The following is a 19,736-nucleotide window of genomic DNA, read 5'->3' as shown; positions in this document are numbered from 1 at the left end:
GACGTTCGTGGCGTGGATGGAACGCCACCAGATCGGCCTGTATCTGGCCGCCATCATCGCCGGTAGCGCCGCGGGCTTCCTGGCACCCGGCACGGCCGGCGCCCTGGAACTCGCCATCAATCCTGTTCTGGGCCTTCTGCTCTACGCCACGTTCCTGGGAATCCCGTTCGCGTCGCTGGGGCAGGCTGCGCGCGACGTGCGGTTCATGGCCACGGTGCTGGTGCTCAACTTCGCGGTGGTGCCGCTGGTGGTGTTCGGGCTCAGCCGGTTCATTACCGAAGACCGGGACCTCCTGGTGGGTGTGCTGCTGGTGCTCCTGACGCCGTGCATCGACTACGTGATGGTGTTCACCGGCCTGGCAGGCGGTGCCAGCGACAGGCTACTCGCCGCGGCGCCGGTGCTGATGCTCGCCCAGATGCTCCTGCTGCCCCTCTATTTGTTGGTGTTCGTGGGGCCGGGGCTGGTGTCCGCGATCGACCCGGCACCGTTCGTCCAGGCCCTGGTGGGGCTCATCGTTGTCCCGCTGGCCCTGGCCGCGCTGACGCAGCGGCTTGCCCGGCGGGGAAGGCTTGCCCGGCGGGGCGCATTGGGCCAGCCTTGGCTGGGCCAGCGGGTCATGGCAGCCATGCAGGCCCTGATGGTTCCGCTGATGATGGCAACACTGGCGGTAGTGGTGGGTTCCCAGATCGTGGGCGTACGCCAGGAACTGGGATCGCTGCTGGCGGTGGTGCCGCTCTACGCCGCGTTCCTGCTGGTGATGGCACCCCTGGGCCTCCTCGCCGCCAGAACTGCCGGCCTGGATCCCCCGGCCACCCTCGCCGTGGTGTTCAGCGGCGCCACCCGCAATTCGCTGGTGGTCCTCCCGCTGGCCCTGGCGCTTCCCGAACCGCTGGCGCTGGCCGCACTCGTGGTGGTCACCCAGACGCTCGTGGAGCTGCTGGGCATGGTGGCCTACGTGCGGTTCCTGCCGCGCCTTGTTCCTAGCCGAACCGCGGTATAACTGTCACCGCTCCGACGTTGGGCAGGGCATGGCGCACCGCCTGTTCCAGCCGGCCGCTCAGTTCGGCCAGCTCGCCCATGCTGCCTGCCGGGGTAACCGGCACGCTGATTTCGACATGGAGCTTATGGCCGGACCACCGGAGCCGCGCACTGGTTCCGGAGGGAGCCACGTCTTCTGTCAGGGCGTTGAGCTTGTCGGTGAGCGCAGGGTCCACGCCATCCATGAGGCGGCGGCCGATGTCCCTGACGGTTCCCCAGAGGAGCACCGCGATGGCCGCGGAAATGAGCAGCCCCACGATGGGGTCCGCCAACGGGAAGCCAAGCCAGATGCCCACAACGCCGGCAACGACAGCCAGGGACGTGAAGCCGTCAGTACGCGCATGGATTCCGTCGGCCACCAGCGCCGCTGAGCCGATCCTGCGGCCCACCCTGATGCGGTACACGGCAACCAGTTCATTTCCGGCAAAGCCCACTAGCCCGGCGGCGAGTACCCAGCCCAGGTTCTGGACAGGCTGGGGTTCGAAGAAGCGCCGGATGGATTCGACGGCGGCAACCACTGCGGAGAGTGCGATCATCGCGACGATGAAGAGGCCCGCCAGGTCCTCGGCCCGGCCGAAGCCGTGCGTATAGGTGCGGGTTGCCGGCCGGCGTCCCAGCAGGAAGGCGATCCAGAGCGGCACCGCCGTCAGCGCATCCGAGAAGTTGTGGACGGTGTCCGCCAGCAGCGCCACGGAGCCGCTGATTAGGACAATGAGCAGCTGGAAGATGGACGTGGCACCGAGCCCCAGCAGGGAAATCTTGACGGCCCGGATGCCCTGGGCACTGCTTTCCAGCGCGGAGTCGATTGAATCAGCTGAGTCATGGGAGTGCGGTACAAACAGCTCGTGAAGCCACCCCTTGAATCCGGCGGCATGGTGGTGGTCGTGCCCGTGGTCACCGTGGTCGTGATCATGGTCGTGGTCATGCGGATGCGGGTGGGAATGCACGTCGTGCCCGGCCGGAGGAACGGGATGGCTCATGACAGCGCCTCTCCGGGGATCGGGTGAGGCGCAAGGCCGTGGTGGGGCGCAGTGCCGAGGGCATGCTCAGCCTGGTGAATGGCGTCCGCAACGAGCTGCCAGGCATGGCCGTCCTGAAGCCGGTAATAGACCCTGGTGCCCTCCTGGCGGGTGGCGACCATTCTGGCAAGCCGCATCTTGGCCAGATGCTGGGACACCGCGGCGGCCGACTTCCCGGTCTTCTCGGCAAGGGCGTTGACGGGAAGTTCGCCGCGGCGAAGGGCCAGGATCAGCCGCACCCGGGTAGCGTCCGCCAGCATCGCAAAGACTTCAACCGCAAGCTCGACATACTGGCTGTCGGGGCCGAGAGTGCAAGCACTACTATCTGCATTCATACGCAGATACTTTCATAGCGGCTACTTCGCAGCAAACTGTAGGGTTGGGAACCACCGCTGGGAGGACGGGACTGAGCTAAAGGGCCGGCGGTGCCTGGGGAAGCCTCGGTCTCAGAAGGCTTATCACCGCCGGCCCAGCTCAGTCCGGCCCGGAACACTGTCCGGGCCAGGATCTCGGCCGGGTGTTCCCCCAGAGGTTCGACCGCCAACCGATGCCTCAAGAATATTCAGCACCCGCATCCCCGGCGTGAGTGGTGGCTACCTGTCTTTGGGTGGCGGCCGACGGCGCCGGAGGCAGGGGCTACGCAGGGCAGGACCGCAGCACTCTATCCCCCGGTAGCGAACGCGGGTGCCCGCGGCGGAATAGCTTTATATATTGGGTCAATGACCCAGACTCCAGTGCAGCACCCAGCCGACAAGACCCCTGCGGCCGCCGCCCCCGTAGCCCGGAAGGTCCCTTTTGAGCGGAGCCACCACGGCGACACGTTCGTGGACAACTACGAATGGCTGCGCGCCAAGGACTCCGCGGACGTGGTGGAGCACCTCAAGGCCGAGAATGCCTACCAGGAGGCGGTCACCGCACACCAGGAACCGCTGCGGGAAGCCATCTTCCAGGAGATCAAGGGGCGGACGCAGGAGACAGACTTGTCTGTTCCGAACCGCAAGGACGGCTGGTGGTACTACACCCGCTCGGTGGAGGGCAAGGAATACGGCATCCAGTGCCGCGTCAAGGCCCGGGACACCGGGGATGCAGTGGCGGACTGGACGCCCCCGGCGGTGGAGGCCGGCGTCGAACTGTCCGGTGAGGAAGTCCTGCTGGACTGCAACGTGGAAGCGGAGGGCCAGCCGTTCATCGCGGTGGGCGGCACCGCCGTGACGGTGGACGGCAATCTGTACGCCTACGCGGTGGACAACGCCGGGGACGAGCGCTTCACGCTGCGCTTCAAGGACCTGCGCACCGGTGAGCTGCTGCCGGATGTCATCGAGAACATCTTTTACGGCGTCTCCTTCTCCCCCGACGGCACACGCCTGTTCTACACCGTGGTGGACGACGCGTGGCGTCCCTACCAGGTGAAGGCCCACGTGCTGGGGACGCCCGTCACCGACGATGAGGTGATTTACCAGGAGGACGACGTCGCCATGTGGCTGGGCTTCGACCTTTCCTCTGACCGGCGCCACCTGGTGCTGAGCATCGGCTGCTCGGAGTACAGCGAGACGCGGCTGCTCCGCTTTGACGATTACGACGCCGGGCTGTTCACCGTGATCTCCCGCGACGAGCACGTCCTCTACGAGGCCGAGCCCTTCCTGCTGGAGGGTCCGGACGGACGGAAGACCGAGAAGCTCCTCGTGACGCATAACCGGAACGCCATCAACTCCATGGTGTCGCTGGTGGACCCGGCCGAGCTTACCAAGCCGCTGGCGGAGCAGGAGTGGAGCACCGTCGTCGGGCATTCCGACCAGGTGCGCGTCAACGGCGCGGGAGTGACTTCCACGCACGTGGTGGTGTCAATCCGCAAGGACACCATCGAGCGCGTCCAGGTGATTGCGCTGGACGGCCTGGGCACGCCCGCGCAGGGCGACCCCGTGGAGCCGGCGTTCGAGGAGGAGCTGTACACGGCCGGCGTGGCCGGGTCCGACTATGAGGCCCCGGTGATCCGGATGGGCTACACGTCCTACTTCACGCCGTCGCGCGTGTACGACTTTGTGCTGCCCACCGCGTCGCAGCCGGCCGGCGAGCTGCTGCTCCGCAAGGAAAGCCCGGTGCTGGGCGGCTACTCCCCCGCCGACTACGTCGCCACCCGTGAATGGGCGACAGCGGCGGACGGCACCAGGATCCCGCTGTCCGTGCTGCGGCACGCCTCCGTGAAGCAGGATTCGACGGCGGCCGGCCTGGTGTACGGGTACGGCTCCTACGAGCTGAGCATGGACCCGGGCTTCGGCATTCCGCGGCTGTCGCTGCTGGACCGCGGAATTGTGTTCGTGATCGCGCACATCCGCGGCGGCGGCGAGCTGGGCCGGCACTGGTACGAGGACGGCAAGAAGCTCCGCAAGAAGAACACCTTCACGGACTTCGTCGCCGCCACCGACTGGCTGGCAGGTTCGGGCTGGGTTGATCCGTCGCGGATTGCGGCCATGGGCGGCTCCGCCGGGGGACTCCTGATGGGCGCGGTGGCCAACCTGGCCCCGGAAAAGTACGCCGCGATCGTGGCGGCCGTGCCGTTCGTGGACGCGCTCACCACCATCCTGGATCCGGAACTGCCGCTGTCCGCCCTCGAATGGGAGGAGTGGGGCAACCCGATCACGGACCCCGAGGTGTATGCCTACATGAAGTCCTACACGCCGTACGAGAACGTCGGCGCGCTGGCGTATCCGAAGATCGCGGCCGTGACCTCGTTCAACGACACGCGCGTGCTCTACGTGGAGCCTGCCAAATGGGTCCAGGTCCTCCGGTCTTCGTCCACCAGCGCGGAGCCGATCGTGATGAAGATCGAGATGGACGGCGGCCACGGCGGAGCGTCCGGCCGGTACGTGCAGTGGCGCGAGCGTGCCTGGGACTACGCCTTCGTGGCCGACTCCGTGGATGCCACCGAGCTGCTCCCCGGGGCGGGGGTTAAGTAGGGGTTGGGCGTCAACGCTACCCAAAAAAGATAATCATGCTTAGTATTGTCAGGCGCCGGGCTGTCCACTGGGGGCAGGCCGCCCCGGTGCCTGACTGGAGGTCTCCCGAGCATGGAACAGGAAATGCGTCCACTGACTGACGACGAATTGATGTCTGAACAGGCGACTGCTTTGCCGGACAAGGAAGTTGCGTCCGTTCTGGATCTGAACGCGGATCTGGACCTGGGCATTGACGCGGCTGCACCCATCGACCTGGCAGTGGCAGCCAACGCCAACGTTGCCGCACCGATCGACGCAGCCGGCTCCGCCAACATCCTCTCCTTCGGCTCGGACGCGCAGGCATTGGCGGACCAGGGCGTCAGCATCGACCAGGGCATCGTGGCCGACGCGAACGCCGAATCCACCCAGGACAGCACGATCGACCAGGGCAACGACACCGTTGACGCCGGAACCACCGACGGCACTGCGCCAGCCGACAGCACCGTTCCCGAGGAAAGCCTGCCCGACGTCGGTGCGCTGCCGGTCGATCCCGCAGCGGCCCTCGACGGGGACCTGCTCAACGTCAACGTCGACCTCGCCGCCGACGCCGACATCGCCGCTCCGATCAACGGTGCGGTGGCTGCCAACGCCAACGTTGCCGCCCCGATCGACGCCGCCGTGGCCGCGAACATCGGCTCCATCGACAGCCAGGCCTATGCGGTTGCCGACCAGGACGCGATCATTTCACAGCACATCGAGGGCGAAGCCAACGCCTCTGCCGACCAGCAGCCCAACCTCGAACAGTAAGCACAGATGACCCACGCGAACGGCGGGCCGCCCCTGAAGGCGGTCCCGCCGTCGTCCTCTGCCGTCGTTGCCGAGCACCCGCTCCAGGTTCCTGTCCGCGCCGAGGGCGTGCAGCTCATCGGCCAGTCCGAAGGATCCGGCTACCGGGAGGCGCCCTCGCTGGTGCGCCGCGCGGATGGCCAGACCCTTCAGCTGACGCGCCTGCTCTTCCTTGTCCTGGAGGCTGCGGACGGGACACGGAATGTGGAGGAGATCGCCCAGCACGCCGGCGCCGGCTCGGGCAGGCTCGTCACCGCGGAGAACGTCCGCACGCTGATCTACTCCCAACTGCTGCCGATGGGGCTGCTGCGCCTGGCCGACGGCTCCCAGCCGGAGGTCAGGAAGGCCGACCCGCTGCTGGGCATGCGCTTCCGCTACACGGTGACCGATCCGGAACGCACCCGCAGGATCACTGCCCCTTTTGCCGCCCTGTTCAATCCCCTGATAGTGGTGGCCGTGACCGCGGCGTTCCTGGCGGCCTGCTGGTGGCTGCTGATGGTGAAGGGCCTGGGCTCGGCCACCCACGAGGCGTTTGCGAACCCCGCGCTGGTCCTGCTGATCTTTGCCGTCACGATTCTCTCCGCGGGCTTCCACGAGTTCGGCCATGCCGCCGCCGCGCGCAAGGGCGGCGCAACGCCGGGGGCGATGGGCGCCGGACTGTACCTCGTCTGGCCTGCGTTCTTCACGGACGTCACCGACTCCTACCGGTTGGGCCGCGGCGGCCGGCTCCGTACCGACCTCGGGGGCCTGTACTTCAATGCCATCGTCGCGGTAGCCATTATGGGGCTGTGGTGGGCCACCGGCTTTGACGCGCTGCTGCTGGTGGTGGTGACGCAGGTCCTGCAGATGGTGCGCCAACTGCTCCCCCTGGTGAAGTACGACGGGTACCACATCCTGGCGGACGCCACCGGTGTCCCCGACCTTTTCCAGCACATCAAACCCACTCTCCTGGGCCTGCTGCCGTGGCGATGGGGCCGCGCCGAGAACAAGGTTTTGAAGCCGTGGGCCTGCGCCGTGGTGGCCAGCTGGGTCCTGGTCACGGTGCCGCTCCTACTGTTCACGCTGATCACGATGGTGGTTTCCCTGCCGCGGCTGCTGGCCACCGCGTGGGCCAGCGCCGCTAAGCAGCAGGAGATGCTCGCCGCGACCCTCTCCACCGGGGACCTGGCCGGTGCCGCCGTGCGTGTCCTGGCTATCGCGGCTGTGGCTCTTCCGATGATCGGAATGCTCTATATCCTGCTGCGGCTGCTGCGCCAGCTGGTCGTGGGACTCTGGCAGAGAACCAGCGGCAAAGCCGTTCAGCGGACTGCCGCCATGGCTGCCGTCGGGGCGATGCTGGCCGGTTTAGCTTGGGCGTGGTGGCCCGACGGCGGGACCTACCGGCCGGTCCAGCCGTACGAACGCGGGACGCTGGCGGACGTCATGACGTCGGTTCTCCCGCAAGGGGACCGGGTCCTGCGGGAAGGCGGAAGTGGACGCACTGTTGCACTGTGGCCGGAAGGCGCGCCCAAGCCGACGCGGGAAAACCCGCAGCTGAGCATGGTGCTGGTGCCCGTGGAAGGCTCCTCGGGTTCGTCGGATACTTCCGCTTCCGGCGCCACGGCTGCCGCCGGCTCCGCCGCGCCGTCGTGGGTGTTCCCGTTCGACCGTCCCTCGGCCCCTGAGGCAGACGGCAACCAGGCCCTTGCGGTGAACACCACGGACGGCTCGGTCACGTACAGCGTGGCGTTCGCACTGGTATGGGCCGAGGACGGCGAATCCGTGGACACCACCAACGAGGCCTATGCGTTCGCCAGCTGCACCGGATGTGCTGCGGTGGCGGTGGGTTTCCAGGTGATCCTCATCGTGGGGCAGGCGGACGTCATTGTCCCGGAAAACCTCTCCGCCGCCGCCAACTACAACTGCCTGGACTGCCTTACCTACGCGCTGGCCAGCCAACTGGTGCTTACCTTGGACGGCCCGCTGGGCGGGGACAGCATGGCCCGGCTGGCAGCTCTCTGGGCTGAAATTGCCGAGTACGGGCGCAACATCCGGAACGTGCCGCTCTCGGAAATCCAGGCCAAACTGTCCGCGTACAAGGATCAGATCACGGCCATCATCAAGGCCGACCCCAGCGCCACGCAAACCACCACCTCCACCGGAACGCCCACGCCTTCGGGAACGCCCAGCCCGGCCGGGACGCCCGCACCAGCGGGCAGCAGCGGCGTACCTGATCCCGCGACGCCGGGGGCGGGAGTACCTGCCCCGGTAGAAACGTTGACAGCGGGCACTGGGGCTGCAACTGCCCCGGCCGATGAGCCTGCGCCCGGCGACCCGTCGCCGTCGTACGTTCCCACTGAAGCGCCGCCCAAGGCGGAGACCACGCCGCTTCCCGCCCCGACCGGCGGCTAGGGCGCCCAGTCACCGCCCCCGGTCCGTCCATTCGTCGCGGAGCATGGCGAAGACAAGCTCGGTTGCCCACTCCCCCTTGTACCGCCATTTGTCCACGTGCCTGGCCTCGAGCCGCATGCCCAGCCGCTCGCAGATGGCAGCCGAGGCTGTGTTCAGCTCGTCCAGCTTGGCATCGATCCGGTGGAAGGCCAAGGCTTCGAACCCGAGCCGCAGCATGGCCTCGGCTGCCTCGGTGGCGTATCCGTGCCCCCGTGCACCCGGAGCCAGGCTCCAGCCCACCTCCGCCTGGCCGTAGCCCGGGAGCCACTTGAGCACCACTTCGCCGATCAGGCCGGGCGCATCCGCCACCTCGACGGCGAGCGCCACCCAGTCGCCCTCCTTCTGGAACACGAAGTTGGCGTACTTGCCCACCCGCTCCATGCACTGCGTGTAGCTCTTGGCCTCACCGGGCAGGAACCGTGCCGTCCGGGGCTGCGAGTGGTACGCGTGGAAGGCTTCCAGGTCGGCGGCCTCGAAGCGGCGCAGGACCAGGCGCGCGGTGCGGATCGGCAGTCTGATGTCCGGCATGGTCTGAGCGTACCCGCTGAGCTGACCGCGCGAGTCGGCACCAAGCCGGGACCCCGAACCCGTGACCGGGGAAACTAATCCTGCTTACTATTACGTGGCACTCCGTTTCCACCCGGGATCCAACCGAAGGAGCAGTCATGCCGTTGAAAAAGGGAACCGCCGTGGAATGGAACGAATGTCTGGTCCCTGGGCGACGCCGCCGCCACCACCAACTCCAAGTGCGGCGGGGCATTGCGCAAGCAGACCAAGGTGCTGGCCAAAAACCTGATGGCAGCCCGGAAAGGGAACCTTCCCCCGGAGAAATACAATGGCTACGCGGAGTGCCCGTTCACCGTCTCCCGCTCAACCGTGGTCTTCGCCGAGTTCGACGACCAGTACCAGCCGATGCCCACCATCCCGAAAGTCCCCACTTGGAAGGAGAGCCGCGCGTCCTGGGTGGTGGACCGCGACATCTTCCCGCAGGTGTACTGGAACCTGATCCTCAAAGGCAGGGCCTGATCTGAGAGAGCGTCCGGATTTAGGCGACGTTAAGTGAGAGAGCGTCCGGATTAGAGCGACGTAAAATGAGAGAGCGTCCGGATTTAGGCGACGTTAAGTGAGAGAGCGTCCGGAGGAATTTACGACGGCGGCCGTCGCCTCCGCGATGGCGCGTTCCTCGTCGGTGGGAACCACCAGGACGGGGATCAGCGACGCGGCGGTGGAAATAACGCGCGCTTCCTTGGACCGCTCACTGTTCAGCCCGGCGTCGAGCTCTATGCCCAGCGCCCCCAGCTTCTCCCCCACCAGCGTGCGGAACTGGTGCGAGTTCTCGCCGATGCCGGCCGTGAACACCAGGGCCTTCGCCCCGCCGACTGCCACGTGGTACCCGCCGATGTACTTGGCCAGCCGGTAGGACGCGACGGCGAGCGCGGTGGCAGCCCGGGAGTCACCGGCTTCAGAGGCTTCCACGACCGAGCGCATGTCGTTGTTGCCGGCAAGTCCCCTGAGCCCGGATTCGCGGTTGAGCAGGGAGTCGATGTCCTCGGTTGACCAGCCGGTCCGGCCCAGGAACACCAGGATGGACGGGTCCAGGTCGCCCGAGCGTGTGCCCATCACCAGGCCTTCCAGCGGGGTGAAGCCCATGGACGTGTCCACGGATTTTCCGCCGCGGAGGGCGGTGACGGAGGCGCCGTTCCCCAGGTGGGCGATCACGCCGTCGAACTCTTCCACGGGAAGGTCCAGCAGCGCAGCCGCCTGATGTGTCACGTACTCGTGCGAGGTGCCGTGGAAGCCGTAGCGGCGGATGCCGTGGTTCGTGTAGAGCGAGTCCGGCACGGCGTAGCGCCACGCCTGCTCGGGCAGGGTGCGGTGGAAGGCGGTGTCGAACACGGCAACCTGCGGCATGTCCGGCCACTTCCTGGCGATGGCGCGGATGCCCAGCACGTTGGCGGGATTGTGCAGCGGGGCCAGCGGGTTGAGCCGCTCGATGGCACGGGTGATCTCGTTGTCTATCAGCACGGGCTCGCCGAAGCGCTCGCCGCCGTGCACCACGCGGTGGCCCACAGCGTCCAGCTTCCGGTCGCCCAGCACCTCGTGGATGGCGGCGTCCACCTGCTCCAGCGCCTCCGCATGGTCGCGCGGGCCCTCGATCTCGCCGTCGCCTTCCCCGCCGTTGCCCATGCCGATCTTTTCGATCAGTCCCTCGGTGAGGATGCTGTGGGATGCCACGTCCCGCACCTGGAACTTGAGCGAGGATGAGCCGGAGTTGATGACGAGGACGAGCACTGGGCCTCCTAAGCCGTGGCTGCTGCGGTGGTCGGTGGAAGTTCGATCGTAGCGCCATTGCGAAAGGTTCTGCAGGCGCTTAGAGTCGGCGGACCAGCTGGACAACGCACGGAAGGCCTTTCCATGACTGATACCCCAACCGAGCCGGGCGGCACTGCGCCTGTTGAGAGCACAAAGCCCGGCGGCGGGTCCAAGAAGCCGGACCCCGCCGGCGTCGAGGGTGCCAACCCGGCCCTGGACGACACCGGCCACATCAAGGCCCGCGAAACGGGAGAAGCTCCCGAGCCGCCTGAGAATCCGGAAGACCTGGACCTCACCGCGCCCGACGCCCCGCCCGAGTAAGGATCCTGTCCGGGCTAGACGCGTTCCTTGAACGATTCGACCTTCTGCGGGTCGCGTTCAGCCACGGGAAGCATCAGCTCGTCAATTCTGTCCATCAGTGATGCGTCGAGTGTTACCCCGGCGGCCTTGACGTTGTCTTCGAGCTGCTCGGGCCGGGATGCGCCCACAATGGCGGCGGAAACGTTGCTGTTTTGCAGAACCCAGGCCACGGCGAGTCCGGCCATGGACAGGCCTGCCTCCTCGGCAACGGGTTTGAGCTTCTGCACGCGCTCAAGGACGTCCTCGGTGAGGTAGCGGTTCTCTTTGAGCGACCCGTCCTCCGCGGCGAACCGGGACTGTGCGGGGGCGGCCTGCCCGGGCAGGTACTTGCCGGTGAGGACGCCCTGGGCCAGCGGCGACCAGCAGATCTGGCCGATGCCCAGCTCAACGCTGGTGGGCACGATTTCTTCCTCGATGACCCGCCAGAGCATGGAGTACTGGGGCTGGTTGGAGATCAGCTGGATTCCCAGGTCCTTCGCCAGGGCGGCGCCCGCCCGGATCTCGTCCACGGTCCATTCGGAGACGCCGATGTACAGTGCCTTGCCGGCGCGGACTATGTCCGCGAAGGCCTGCATGGTTTCCTCCAGCGGCGTTTCATAGTCGTACCGGTGCGCCTGGTAGAGGTCGACGTAGTCTGTGCCGAGCCGGGACAGGGATCCGTTGATGGATTCCATGATGTGCTTCCGGGACAGGCCCCGGTCGTTCTTGCCTTCTCCCGTGGGGAAGTAGACCTTGGTGAAGATTTCCGTACTCTCGCGCCGGGTTCCGCGCAGCGCCTCCCCGAGGGCCGATTCAGCGCGTGTTCCCGCATAGGCGTCCGCCGTGTCGAACGTGGTGATGCCAAGGTCCAGTGCTTTGCGGACACAGGCTGTTGCGGCCTCCTGGTCGATCTGTTCACCGTGGGTGACCCAGTTGCCGTAGGCCAGGGAGCTAATGTACATGCCGGATGAGCCGAGCTTGCGGTATTCCATCAGTTGTCTTCCTTCGTAGTTGCTGGCGGACTGGTTACGGTTGTTGCCGGGTTTTTCGGCTGGGCCGGGCGGAGCGGGTGGCCGCGGTGGCCGGGGCGGAGGTAGTGCCCCGCTTTACCAGGTGCGTGTTGATGATCCTCGTCTGCCTTGCCGCGCCGGAGCCCGGTGGTTCCAGGGCTCGGAGCAGCAGTTCCGCCGCGGCCGCGCCCTGCCCCCGGACGTCCTGGTCGATGGTGGTGAGGTCCATGACGCGGGCCAGATCGTGGTTGTCGAAACCGACCAGCGACATGTCCCGCGGGATGTCCAGGCCGGCGGCGCGCGCAGCTTCCATGGCCCCGAACGCCATTTCATCGGAGCTGACAAAGACGCCGGTGGGCGGTACCGGAGCGGACAGCAGCCGCTCCATTGCGGCGGCGCCGCCGTCCACCGAGTTGGGGCCGAACTGCTGAAGCGCGTCCTCCAGCGGGATCCCGGCTGCGAGCAAAGACTGCCGGGATCCGGCCACGCGGGACGGCGGGGCCGCACTTCCGGCGGTGGCCTCCCGTTCATCATCGATGCCGATCAGTCCGATCCGGCGGTGACCCAGGTCCACCAGGTGCCCGACGGCGGTCCGTGCCGCCGCTCGTTCGTCCACCCTGACGCTGCCGAAGTATTCCGAGCTGTGGCCCAGCAGGACCACCGGCAAGTTCAGGGCCTGCAGCATGCCGGCCTCCTGCTGCGTCAGGCTCAGTGACAGCACCATCACGGCGTCGGCGCGGCCGCGGAGCACCTGCTGGCTGAAGAACCGGCGGCGGCCCTCGCTGTCGCCCAGTTCGTACAGGAGCACGTCCCGGCCTGCTGCACGGATGGCCGAACCGGCGCCGGAGATCACCTGGCCGAAGAACCACTTCGTGGCGTCGGGAACGACGACGGCGACGGTTCCGGTCACTCCCGTCGCCAGCCGGGACGCACTGGGGGAAGCCTGGTAGCCCAGGTCCGCGGCGATCTTCCGGATCCTCACCCTGGTGGCTTTGGAAACCCCCGGGAGACCGCGGAGGGCGCGCGACACTGTTGAGGTCGCCACCCCTGCTCGCTCAGCTACCTCGTCGATCCCTGCACTCACGAGGGTTCACGTTATTACCCGCGCGGCGTTAACGCAAGCGCTTGCGTAGCCTCGAGGTAAGCGAACAGCTGGCGCAAACCGAAGGTCCATTCCGGCAGCTCCTCGCAGGCGCCCACCCGGTTGACCAGCGCGCCAAGATGGCGGCTGCGGATGGTCACCACGTCCCCGTGCTTGTGGGTGAAGCCCTGTCCCGGTTCGTCCCGGTCCTGCGTCGGCGCAAACAGCGTTCCGGTGAAGAGGGCGAAACCGTCCGGGTACTGATGGTGCTTTCCGTGCGTGGCCGCCACCAGCTCCTCAAAGGGCCGGCTGATCCTTGCCACGGTGTTCCGCCCATCCAGCTGGAAGCCGTCCGGCCCCTCCACGCGCAGCAGGATCTCCTCGTCGCGGAGCGTCTCCAGCGTGAACCCGCCGTCGAACAGCCTGATCAGCGGCCCCAGTGCGCTGGAGCCGTTGTTGTCCTTGGCCTTGCCGAGCAGGAGTGCACTGCGGCCTTCCACGTCGCGGAGGTTGACGTCGTTGCCCAGGGTCGCACCCACCACCTTGCCGGTTGAGGTGACGATCAGCACCAGCTCCGGTTCCGGGTTGTTCCAGGAGGAAAAGGACGGAATGCCGATCCCCGCACCGAGCCCCACCGAGGACAGGACGGGCGCCTTGGTGAACACCTCGGGGTCCGGACCGATGCCCACCTCCAGGTACTGCGACCACAGGCCCTCAGCGATCAGGACTTTCTTGGCCTCGGCTGCTTCCGGCGAACCGGGCCGGATTTTGCCGATGCTCCCGCCCAGTGCGCGGCCCACGAGCTCGCGCATTTCGGCGGCCCGTCCGGCGTCGCCGGCGCAGCGCTCCTCGATCACCCGTTCGATCATGCTGTCCACGAAGGTCACGCCGCAGGCCTTGATGACCTGAAGGTCAACGGGTGCCAACAGGTGCGGCCGGGAGGCCTCCCCTGCCAGGGAAGCGCCCACGACGTCGGCAGCCGCCCACCGCGGTTCGGCCAGTTCCGGATCCAGAAGGGCTGCGCGGACGGCGGCCGCCGGGTCTGGCAGCTCCAGCAGCTCCGAGACCGTGCCGGCCAGGCGGCGCAGGTCAAAGACCGTCCCGCGACTGAGGGCCACCACGAGCGGGCCTCCTGTCGCCGGATCCCAGACGCGTCCGATGAGCAGTGCCCGCTCATGGTCCTCCGGCAGAACGTCAGCTGTTGTGGTGGTCGGGGCAATCACCGCTGGTCCTCCTTGCCGGAGGTCTGCTCGTGGCGGGCGCCGGACGGCCGCCGCCAGACGCCGTCGACCCTTTGCGGGACGTCCCAGGGATTGCCGTCCTGCAGCGGTTCCGGCAGCCGGGAGGCGGGGAACGACTGGAACGCCACCGGCCGCAGGAAGCGGCGGATGGCCGCGGTCCCCACCGAGGTGGTGGCCGACGTCGTGGCCGGATACGGTCCGCCGTGGTGCTGCGCGTAGCTGACGGTGACGCCGGTCGGCCAGCCGTTCCAGAGGACGCGGCCGCTGATGTCCGTCAGCCGGGCGGCAAGCTCGGTGACGTCGTCGTCCTCTTCGGCCTGCAGCGTGGTGGTCAGCTGCCCTTCCAGCAGTCCAGCGAGTCCGGGCAGTTCCGACTCGTCGCCGTACTCGACCACGAGGCTCGCCGGGCCGAACATCTCCTGCCGCAGGATGTCCGGGTTCTTCCGGACTGCCGCGGCCGTGGTGCGCAGGACGGTGGGCGCGGGAGCCTCGGCAAAGTCCCCCTCGACCAGAACGTCCACGCCGCCGCTGTCCCGGAGCCCGCGGACGGCGTCGGCGTAACCGGCATGCAGCCGCTCGCTGAGCAGCCTGGCCGGCGCCACGCCTGCCAGCGCCTTTTCGAGCTGCCCGCGGGTTTCTGCAGCCTGCCCCGCCGGGACGAACAGCAGCCCGGGTTTGGTGCAGAACTGGCCCATTCCGAGGGTGAAGGAGCCCGCATAGCCGGTGAGGATCTCCTCGCGCCGGGCTGCCCAGGCCTTGCCGGTGACGAAGACGGCGTTGATGCCGCCCAGTTCGCCGAAGAAGGGGATGGGCTCCGGCCGGGCGGCGATGCGGTTGAGCAGCGCCCGTCCGCCCGCCGTCGAGCCCGTGAAGCCGATGGCCTTCACCAGCGGATGGTCGACGAGGGCCTCGCCGGCCTGGCGCCCCGTCACCAGTGAGAAGAGGCCCGACGGCGCCCCGGCAGCTTCCAGCGCGGACGTCACCGTCCGGGCGGTGCGGGCCGCCAGCTCGCGGTGCGCGTCGTGGGCCTTGTGCACCACCGCGCCGCCTGCAGCCAGGGCCGAGGCGCTGTCGCCGCCCATCACGCTGAACGCGAAGGGGAAGTTGGAGGCCCCGAAGACGCCGACCACACCGAGCGGAACGTTGTAGCGCCGCAAGTCCGGCCGCGGTCCCATGCCCCAGGCGGGATCAGCATGGTCGATGGTGGCGTCAAAGTGCTCGCCGAGGCGGATTTCGTCCGCAAAGAGCCGCAGCTGGAAGACGGTACGTTTCAGCTCACCCTCCAGGCGGGCGGGACCGAGGTGCGTCTCCCGGACGGCGATCTCCACGAGGGCTGCGGCGTCCTGCTCCAGCCCCGAGGCGATGGCCTCGAGCCAAGCGGCACGCTGGTTCGGGTCCGCCTGGCGGCCCTGTTCGAAGGCGGTCTGGGCGGCTTCGACGGCTGCGTTGACGTGCTCCGCAGAGGTGACCCCGCCCGCTGGGGTTAGAGCGCCCGCTGGGGTTAGAGCGGCCGCTTCGGTTGTTGCGGTCATCGGCCGGCTCCTGCCGCGCTGAGGGACCCGCCCGTGACGGCGGCGCGGTTGCCCACTTCCTGCCAGCCCGCGCCGTCGGGGAATTCCCAGCGGGTGCGCGAGGCACTGAGCATCTCGGCGCCCGTGCCCGGGAGTTCCGGCGCGGCGTAGCGGCCGTCGGCGATCCGCACGGGTTCAGCGAAGTGCTCGTGCAGGTGGTCGACGTATTCGATCATGCGGCTCTCCTGGCTGCGGCCGATCACGGCGTAGTCAAAGAACGAGAAATGCTGGACGAGCTCACAGAGGCCAACACCGCCGGCGTGCGGGCAGACGGGAACCCCGAACTTGGCCGCGAGCAGCAGGATCGCGACGTTTTCGTTGACGCCGCCCACGCGGGTGGAGTCGAGCTGGAGCACGTCGATGGCCCCGGCCTGGAGAAGCTGCTTGAACACGATGCGGCTGGCCACGGCCTCCCCGGTGGCCACCCGCACGGGGGTCACACCGTTCCGGATCTCGGCGTGGCCCAGGACGTCGTCGGTGCTGGTGGGCTCTTCGATCCAGTACGGCTTGAACTCCGCGAGCTGGTTGACCCACTCAATGGCCTCGGACACTTCCCAGCGCTGGTTTGCGTCGATCGCGATCGGCAGTCCGCCCACGGCTTCGCGGGCCAGCGCCATGCGGCGGCGGTCATCGTTGATGTCCCCGCCCACCTTCAGCTTGATCATGGAAAAGCCCTCGGCCGCAGCCTCCTTGCTCAGCCGCACCAGCTTCTCGTCGCTGTAGCCAAGCCAGCCCGGCGACGTCGTGTAGGCGGGAAAACCGTCAGCTTTGAGCGCTGCGATGCGCCCGGCCTTGCCGTCCTGGCCGGCGCGGAGGATGTCCAGCGCTTCCTCGGGGCTGAGGGCGTCACGGATGTGGGTGAAGTCAACGACGCTTACGAGTTCTTCCGGGGTCATCTCGCTGAGCAGGAGCCAGAGCGGCTTGTTCTCCCGGCGGGCCCGGATATCCCACAGGGCACTGACCAGCGCGCCGCAGGCCATCTGCGTCACACCCTTCTCAGGCCCGAGCCAGCGCAGCTGGGAGTCGTGGATGAGGAGTTTGGACGCGCCGCCCAGGTCGTAGATGAGCTCATCGATGTCACGTCCCACCAGCAGGCCGGCGTAGGCGTCGATGGCGGCGGTCAGGATTTCGTTGCCGCGGCCGCAGCTGAAGATGAAGCCGTGGCCTTCGTCGCCCGCGTCCGTGCGGATGACGACATAAGCGGCGGAGTAGTCGGGGTCAACGTTGACCGCGTCGGAACCGTCGAGCTCCAGGGACGTCGGAAAGCGGACGTCCTGGGTCTTGATGGAGGTGATGGAAGGCATGGATCTCTTCTTTCGGTGACGTGCTGAACTGAACGAGGTTTTCCTATATGAATTTGGATAATCATATATGACTTGTGATCCAGGTCAAGTCGGCTGCCCCATTCCGAAACTCCTTGGGGCGCAAAAAAGCCCCGGCCATGGGTGGCCGGGGCGATTCGTGGGGCGTCTACTTGACGATGTGCCTGCGGGGCGGTCCGCCGTCCTCCAAGGGAGCGAGTTCGCCCTCGAAAGCCTGGGCAAACCTGTCAAAGGAGTTTCGGATGTGCGTGGTCATGGCAGCCTCGGCCCGCTCCGGATCACAGGCCTCGATCGCCTCGCGGACGGCCGAATGTTCAGCCACCGTGATGGCCCCGTCCACGTCCGCCGGGTAGAGCCGGAAGGTGTGGAGGTGGCAGTGCGTCTGGGCAAAGGCGTTGCGCACCACCGGGTTTCCCGAGGCAGCCAGGATGGTGTCGTGAAACCTCGTGTCATGCGCCACCAGGTCCTGCCGCAGGTCCTTGGTGGCTTTCATGGTGTCGCGGAAGCCGGCCAGCTCCTTCTCGAGGGCCGCCGCCGGATTCGCCAGCCGGTCCACAGCCGCCGCCCGCGCAGCCCAGGGCTCCACCAGGAGGCGGAACTCAAACAGCGAGCGCAGTTCCGGCAGGTCGAGCAGCGGGGTGGTGCTGTAGCCGCGTCCGGGGTTATAGACCACGAGATTGTCGCCCTCGAGCCGCTGCAAAACTTCCCGCACGGGCGTCTGCGAGACGCCCAGGCTGCGGGCGACGGCGTCAATGTTGATCCGCGTTCCAGGAGCGATGCCGCCTTCGAGGATGGAGGCGCGCATGGAAGCGTAGACGTCGGTGACGGCGACTTTGCTGCGGGATGTATCGGACGATGGACGTGGGGGCACGCGCAGACCTCTGGTTCGAAAGCGGAAGGGAGTCGTTGGGGAATCATAAGCCACTTCCCCGCCCGAGCCATCAGAAAGGACATTTTCAGCATGGGACTTGATCCAGATCACAAAATCTATATGATTGAGCATATTCCTATATGATTTGGCGTCGTACTCTCCGGCGTCGTCCCTCCCCCGCCGGTGCCTCAGGCACCCAAAGCCATGTTCACGTCGAAGGAGACCGCATGACTACGCTCGGCAACAAGACCGCCACAAAGGCATCCCCTACACCACCGCGTTTGATGACCCGGAAGCGCTGGGTCATCATCTGGCTCGCCTTCATTGGCCTCAGCATCAACTACCTGGACCGCTCCAGCCTCAGCGTTGCCCTGCCGTTTATGGGCAAGGATTTCGAACTCACCGCCACCCAGCAGGGCCTGATTTTCGCAGCCTTCTTCTGGGCCTACGACTTCTGTCAGCTCGCAGCCGGCTGGTACGTGGACAAGGTCGGCCCGCGCCGGTCATTCACCCTGGCTGCACTCTGGTGGTCCGTCTTCACCATGGTCACCGCCGCCGCCTCCAGCTTCTGGTCCCTGTTCGCCGCCCGGTTCCTGCTGGGCGTGGGCGAAAGCCCCGCCCCGAGCACTGCCGCCAAGGTAGTGGCCACCTGGTTCCCGGTCCGGGAACGGGCATTCGCCACGAGCATCTGGGACTCGGGGTCCCGTGTGGGTGCGGTGATCGCGCTGCCTGTTGTCACGCTCATCGTTGCCCTGACGTCCTGGCACGCGGTCTTCATCATCATCGGTTTCGCCGGAATCATCTGGGCCGCCGTCTGGTGGAAGGTGTACCGCAGCCCCCAGGAGCACGCCGGCGCGAACGCGGCCGAGGTGACCTACATTGAAGAAGGCGGTGCCCGCGGTGAGGGGAGTGACGATGCCAACGCAGCGAAGCTGCCGTGGCGTTCACTCTTCAAATACCGCACCATCCTCAGCATGATGTTCGGTTTCTTCTGCCTGAACAGCGCCATCTACTTCTTCATCACGTTCTTCCCGAGCTACCTCGTCAAGGAACGCGGCTTCGACCTCCTCAAGCTCGGCATGTTCGGCGCGATTCCCGGCATCTGCGCGGTCCTGTTCGGCTGGCTCGGCGGGTACCTGGCTGACCGCGCCGTCCGGAACGGCTCACCCGTGAGCAAGGTCCGAAAGACCGCCATTGCCGGCGGCCTGGCGGGCGGTTCCATCATCATGTTTGCGGCACTGGTTCCCGAAGCCTGGATGGCACTCGCGCTGCTGTCGATCGCCTACTCCAGCCTGACTGTCGCCGCCACCGGCATCTGGTCGCTGCCAGCCGACGTCGCACCCAGCTCGCGCCACGTGGGCTCCATTGGCGGCCTGCAGAACTTCGCCTCCAACCTGGCCGGCATCTTCACTCCGATCCTGATCGGAGTCCTCGTTGACCAGACCGGATCGTTCGTGGCACCGCTGGCCGTGATCGGCGCCGTCTCACTCCTCGGCGCCGTCAACTACCTGTTCATCATGGGCAAAATCGAGCCGCTGAAGGTGAAGGAGAGCGTCTAGCAAGGCGAACGCCCGGGCGTTGCCCGCCCCTTAAAGATCCCGCGCACCGATCCAGCGCAGGAAAGATCCCGGCAGCCCCGAGCTGCCGGGATCTTTCCGCGCCTGCCCGGATTTCGCCAGCACTTCGCGTGCCCGAACGCGCCTCGTGCCGCTGACTAAGCGT

The 19,736-nt window shown here is 67.1% G+C and carries 16 protein-coding genes and 1 pseudogene; 7 read left to right on the top strand and 10 right to left on the bottom strand.

Annotation, left to right across the window (positions count from 1 at the left end; all coding sequences use genetic code 11):
- Positions 1-16: 16 nt before the first annotated feature.
- On the top strand, positions 17-1,000 hold the full coding sequence (locus J7I92_RS15335; protein WP_214841881.1) for an arsenic resistance protein: 984 nt from the start codon (positions 17-19) through the stop codon (positions 998-1,000).
- Here J7I92_RS15335 and J7I92_RS15330 read toward each other — a convergent pair.
- Together J7I92_RS15330 and J7I92_RS15325 are read right to left on the bottom strand one after the other, a co-directional pair.
- Positions 981-2,018, bottom strand: coding sequence for a cation diffusion facilitator family transporter (locus J7I92_RS15330; RefSeq protein WP_214841815.1), 1,038 nt, complete (start codon positions 2,016-2,018; stop codon positions 981-983). The genes J7I92_RS15335 and J7I92_RS15330 overlap by 20 nt on opposite strands.
- A complete protein-coding gene (locus tag J7I92_RS15325; RefSeq protein WP_214841814.1) occupies positions 2,015-2,392 on the bottom strand; it encodes a metalloregulator ArsR/SmtB family transcription factor in 378 nt (125 codons plus the stop codon). The genes J7I92_RS15330 and J7I92_RS15325 overlap by 4 nt, the downstream gene beginning before the upstream one ends.
- A 384-nt stretch (positions 2,393-2,776) precedes the next feature.
- Here J7I92_RS15325 and J7I92_RS15320 point away from each other — a divergent pair, with 384 nt between their 5' ends.
- The 3 genes from J7I92_RS15320 to J7I92_RS15310 all read left to right on the top strand — a co-directional run bounded on the left by J7I92_RS15320 (position 2,777) and on the right by J7I92_RS15310 (position 8,227).
- Positions 2,777-5,011: a S9 family peptidase gene (locus tag J7I92_RS15320; protein WP_214841813.1), complete on the top strand. Its 2,235-nt coding sequence runs from the start codon at positions 2,777-2,779 to the stop codon at positions 5,009-5,011.
- Between the two features lie 123 nt (positions 5,012-5,134).
- Positions 5,135-5,797 carry a peptidoglycan-binding protein gene (locus J7I92_RS15315; RefSeq protein WP_251039979.1) on the top strand — a complete coding sequence of 221 codons (663 nt, stop codon included), beginning with the start codon at positions 5,135-5,137 and terminating at the stop codon, positions 5,795-5,797.
- Between the two features lie 6 nt (positions 5,798-5,803).
- Positions 5,804-8,227: a hypothetical protein gene (locus tag J7I92_RS15310; protein ID WP_214841811.1), complete on the top strand. Its 2,424-nt coding sequence runs from the start codon at positions 5,804-5,806 to the stop codon at positions 8,225-8,227.
- Between the two features lie 9 nt (positions 8,228-8,236).
- On the opposite strand, the gene J7I92_RS15305 is transcribed toward J7I92_RS15310, so the two are convergent.
- Positions 8,237-8,794 carry a GNAT family N-acetyltransferase gene (locus J7I92_RS15305; RefSeq protein WP_214841809.1) on the bottom strand — a complete coding sequence of 186 codons (558 nt, stop codon included), beginning with the start codon at positions 8,792-8,794 and terminating at the stop codon, positions 8,237-8,239.
- A gap of 174 nt (positions 8,795-8,968) precedes the next feature.
- Between J7I92_RS15305 and J7I92_RS15300 the strand changes: the two are divergent.
- Positions 8,969-9,292: pseudogene (locus J7I92_RS15300) on the top strand (pyridine nucleotide-disulfide oxidoreductase); the annotation flags it as partial.
- A 93-nt stretch (positions 9,293-9,385) separates the two neighbouring features.
- On the opposite strand, the gene J7I92_RS15295 reads toward J7I92_RS15300, so the two are convergent.
- Positions 9,386-10,558 (bottom strand): acetate kinase, encoded by a 1,173-nt coding sequence (locus J7I92_RS15295; protein WP_214841807.1) that lies wholly within the window; start codon positions 10,556-10,558, stop codon positions 9,386-9,388.
- 123 nt (positions 10,559-10,681) lie between these two features.
- Here J7I92_RS15295 and J7I92_RS15290 point away from each other — a divergent pair, with 123 nt between their 5' ends.
- Positions 10,682-10,900, top strand: coding sequence for a hypothetical protein (locus tag J7I92_RS15290; protein WP_214841806.1), 219 nt, complete (start codon positions 10,682-10,684; stop codon positions 10,898-10,900).
- A gap of 14 nt (positions 10,901-10,914) precedes the next feature.
- On the opposite strand, the gene J7I92_RS15285 is transcribed toward J7I92_RS15290, so the two are convergent.
- The 6 genes from J7I92_RS15285 to J7I92_RS15260 form a co-directional block, all read right to left on the bottom strand.
- Entirely contained in the window at positions 10,915-11,910 is a 996-nt protein-coding gene (locus tag J7I92_RS15285) for an aldo/keto reductase family protein (RefSeq protein WP_214841805.1), read from the bottom strand.
- A 34-nt stretch (positions 11,911-11,944) separates the two neighbouring features.
- On the bottom strand, positions 11,945-13,012 hold the full coding sequence (locus tag J7I92_RS15280) for a LacI family DNA-binding transcriptional regulator (protein ID WP_214841804.1): 1,068 nt from the start codon (positions 13,010-13,012) through the stop codon (positions 11,945-11,947).
- A 14-nt stretch (positions 13,013-13,026) separates the two neighbouring features.
- Positions 13,027-14,232, bottom strand: a complete 1,206-nt coding sequence (locus tag J7I92_RS15275; RefSeq protein ID WP_396020397.1) for a fumarylacetoacetate hydrolase family protein — start codon at positions 14,230-14,232, stop codon at positions 13,027-13,029.
- Positions 14,229-15,782, bottom strand: coding sequence for an aldehyde dehydrogenase (NADP(+)) (locus J7I92_RS15270; RefSeq protein ID WP_214841803.1), 1,554 nt, complete (start codon positions 15,780-15,782; stop codon positions 14,229-14,231). Before J7I92_RS15270 ends, J7I92_RS15275 begins: the two co-directional genes overlap by 4 nt.
- The gene (locus tag J7I92_RS15265; RefSeq protein WP_214841802.1) at positions 15,779-17,125 is read right to left on the bottom strand and encodes an L-fuconate dehydratase; all 1,347 of its coding nucleotides are present in this window, start codon (positions 17,123-17,125) and stop codon (positions 15,779-15,781) included. The genes J7I92_RS15270 and J7I92_RS15265 overlap by 4 nt, the downstream gene beginning before the upstream one ends.
- A 166-nt stretch (positions 17,126-17,291) precedes the next feature.
- Positions 17,292-18,014 carry a GntR family transcriptional regulator gene (locus J7I92_RS15260; RefSeq protein WP_311380382.1) on the bottom strand — a complete coding sequence of 241 codons (723 nt, stop codon included), beginning with the start codon at positions 18,012-18,014 and terminating at the stop codon, positions 17,292-17,294.
- 227 nt (positions 18,015-18,241) lie between these two features.
- Between J7I92_RS15260 and J7I92_RS15255 the strand changes: the two genes are divergently transcribed.
- A complete protein-coding gene (locus J7I92_RS15255; RefSeq protein ID WP_214841801.1) occupies positions 18,242-19,573 on the top strand; it encodes an MFS transporter in 1,332 nt (443 codons plus the stop codon).
- Positions 19,574-19,736: the final 163 nt, after the last annotated feature.

The sequence above is a fragment of the Arthrobacter sp. ISL-72 genome, assembly GCF_018613755.1.
Classification (GTDB): Bacteria; Actinomycetota; Actinomycetes; order Actinomycetales; family Micrococcaceae; genus Arthrobacter.
This window is presented reverse-complemented; position numbering and strand designations above follow the sequence as displayed.

Excerpts from the sequence above, each read along its gene's own strand:
- J7I92_RS15335 (WP_214841881.1), top strand. The coding sequence starts at position 17 with ATGGAACGCCACCAGATCGGCCTGTATCTGGCCGCCATCATCGCCGGT.
- J7I92_RS15330 (WP_214841815.1), bottom strand. The coding sequence starts at position 2,018 with ATGAGCCATCCCGTTCCTCCGGCCGGGCACGACGTGCATTCCCACCCG.
- J7I92_RS15325 (WP_214841814.1), bottom strand. The coding sequence starts at position 2,392 with ATGAATGCAGATAGTAGTGCTTGCACTCTCGGCCCCGACAGCCAGTAT.
- J7I92_RS15320 (WP_214841813.1), top strand. The coding sequence starts at position 2,777 with ATGACCCAGACTCCAGTGCAGCACCCAGCCGACAAGACCCCTGCGGCC.
- J7I92_RS15315 (WP_251039979.1), top strand. The coding sequence starts at position 5,135 with ATGCGTCCACTGACTGACGACGAATTGATGTCTGAACAGGCGACTGCT.
- J7I92_RS15310 (WP_214841811.1), top strand. The coding sequence starts at position 5,804 with ATGACCCACGCGAACGGCGGGCCGCCCCTGAAGGCGGTCCCGCCGTCG.
- J7I92_RS15305 (WP_214841809.1), bottom strand. The coding sequence starts at position 8,794 with ATGCCGGACATCAGACTGCCGATCCGCACCGCGCGCCTGGTCCTGCGC.
- J7I92_RS15290 (WP_214841806.1), top strand. The coding sequence starts at position 10,682 with ATGACTGATACCCCAACCGAGCCGGGCGGCACTGCGCCTGTTGAGAGC.
- J7I92_RS15285 (WP_214841805.1), bottom strand. The coding sequence starts at position 11,910 with ATGGAATACCGCAAGCTCGGCTCATCCGGCATGTACATTAGCTCCCTG.
- J7I92_RS15270 (WP_214841803.1), bottom strand. The coding sequence starts at position 15,782 with ATGACCGCAACAACCGAAGCGGCCGCTCTAACCCCAGCGGGCGCTCTA.
- J7I92_RS15265 (WP_214841802.1), bottom strand. The coding sequence starts at position 17,125 with ATGCCTTCCATCACCTCCATCAAGACCCAGGACGTCCGCTTTCCGACG.
- J7I92_RS15255 (WP_214841801.1), top strand. The coding sequence starts at position 18,242 with ATGACTACGCTCGGCAACAAGACCGCCACAAAGGCATCCCCTACACCA.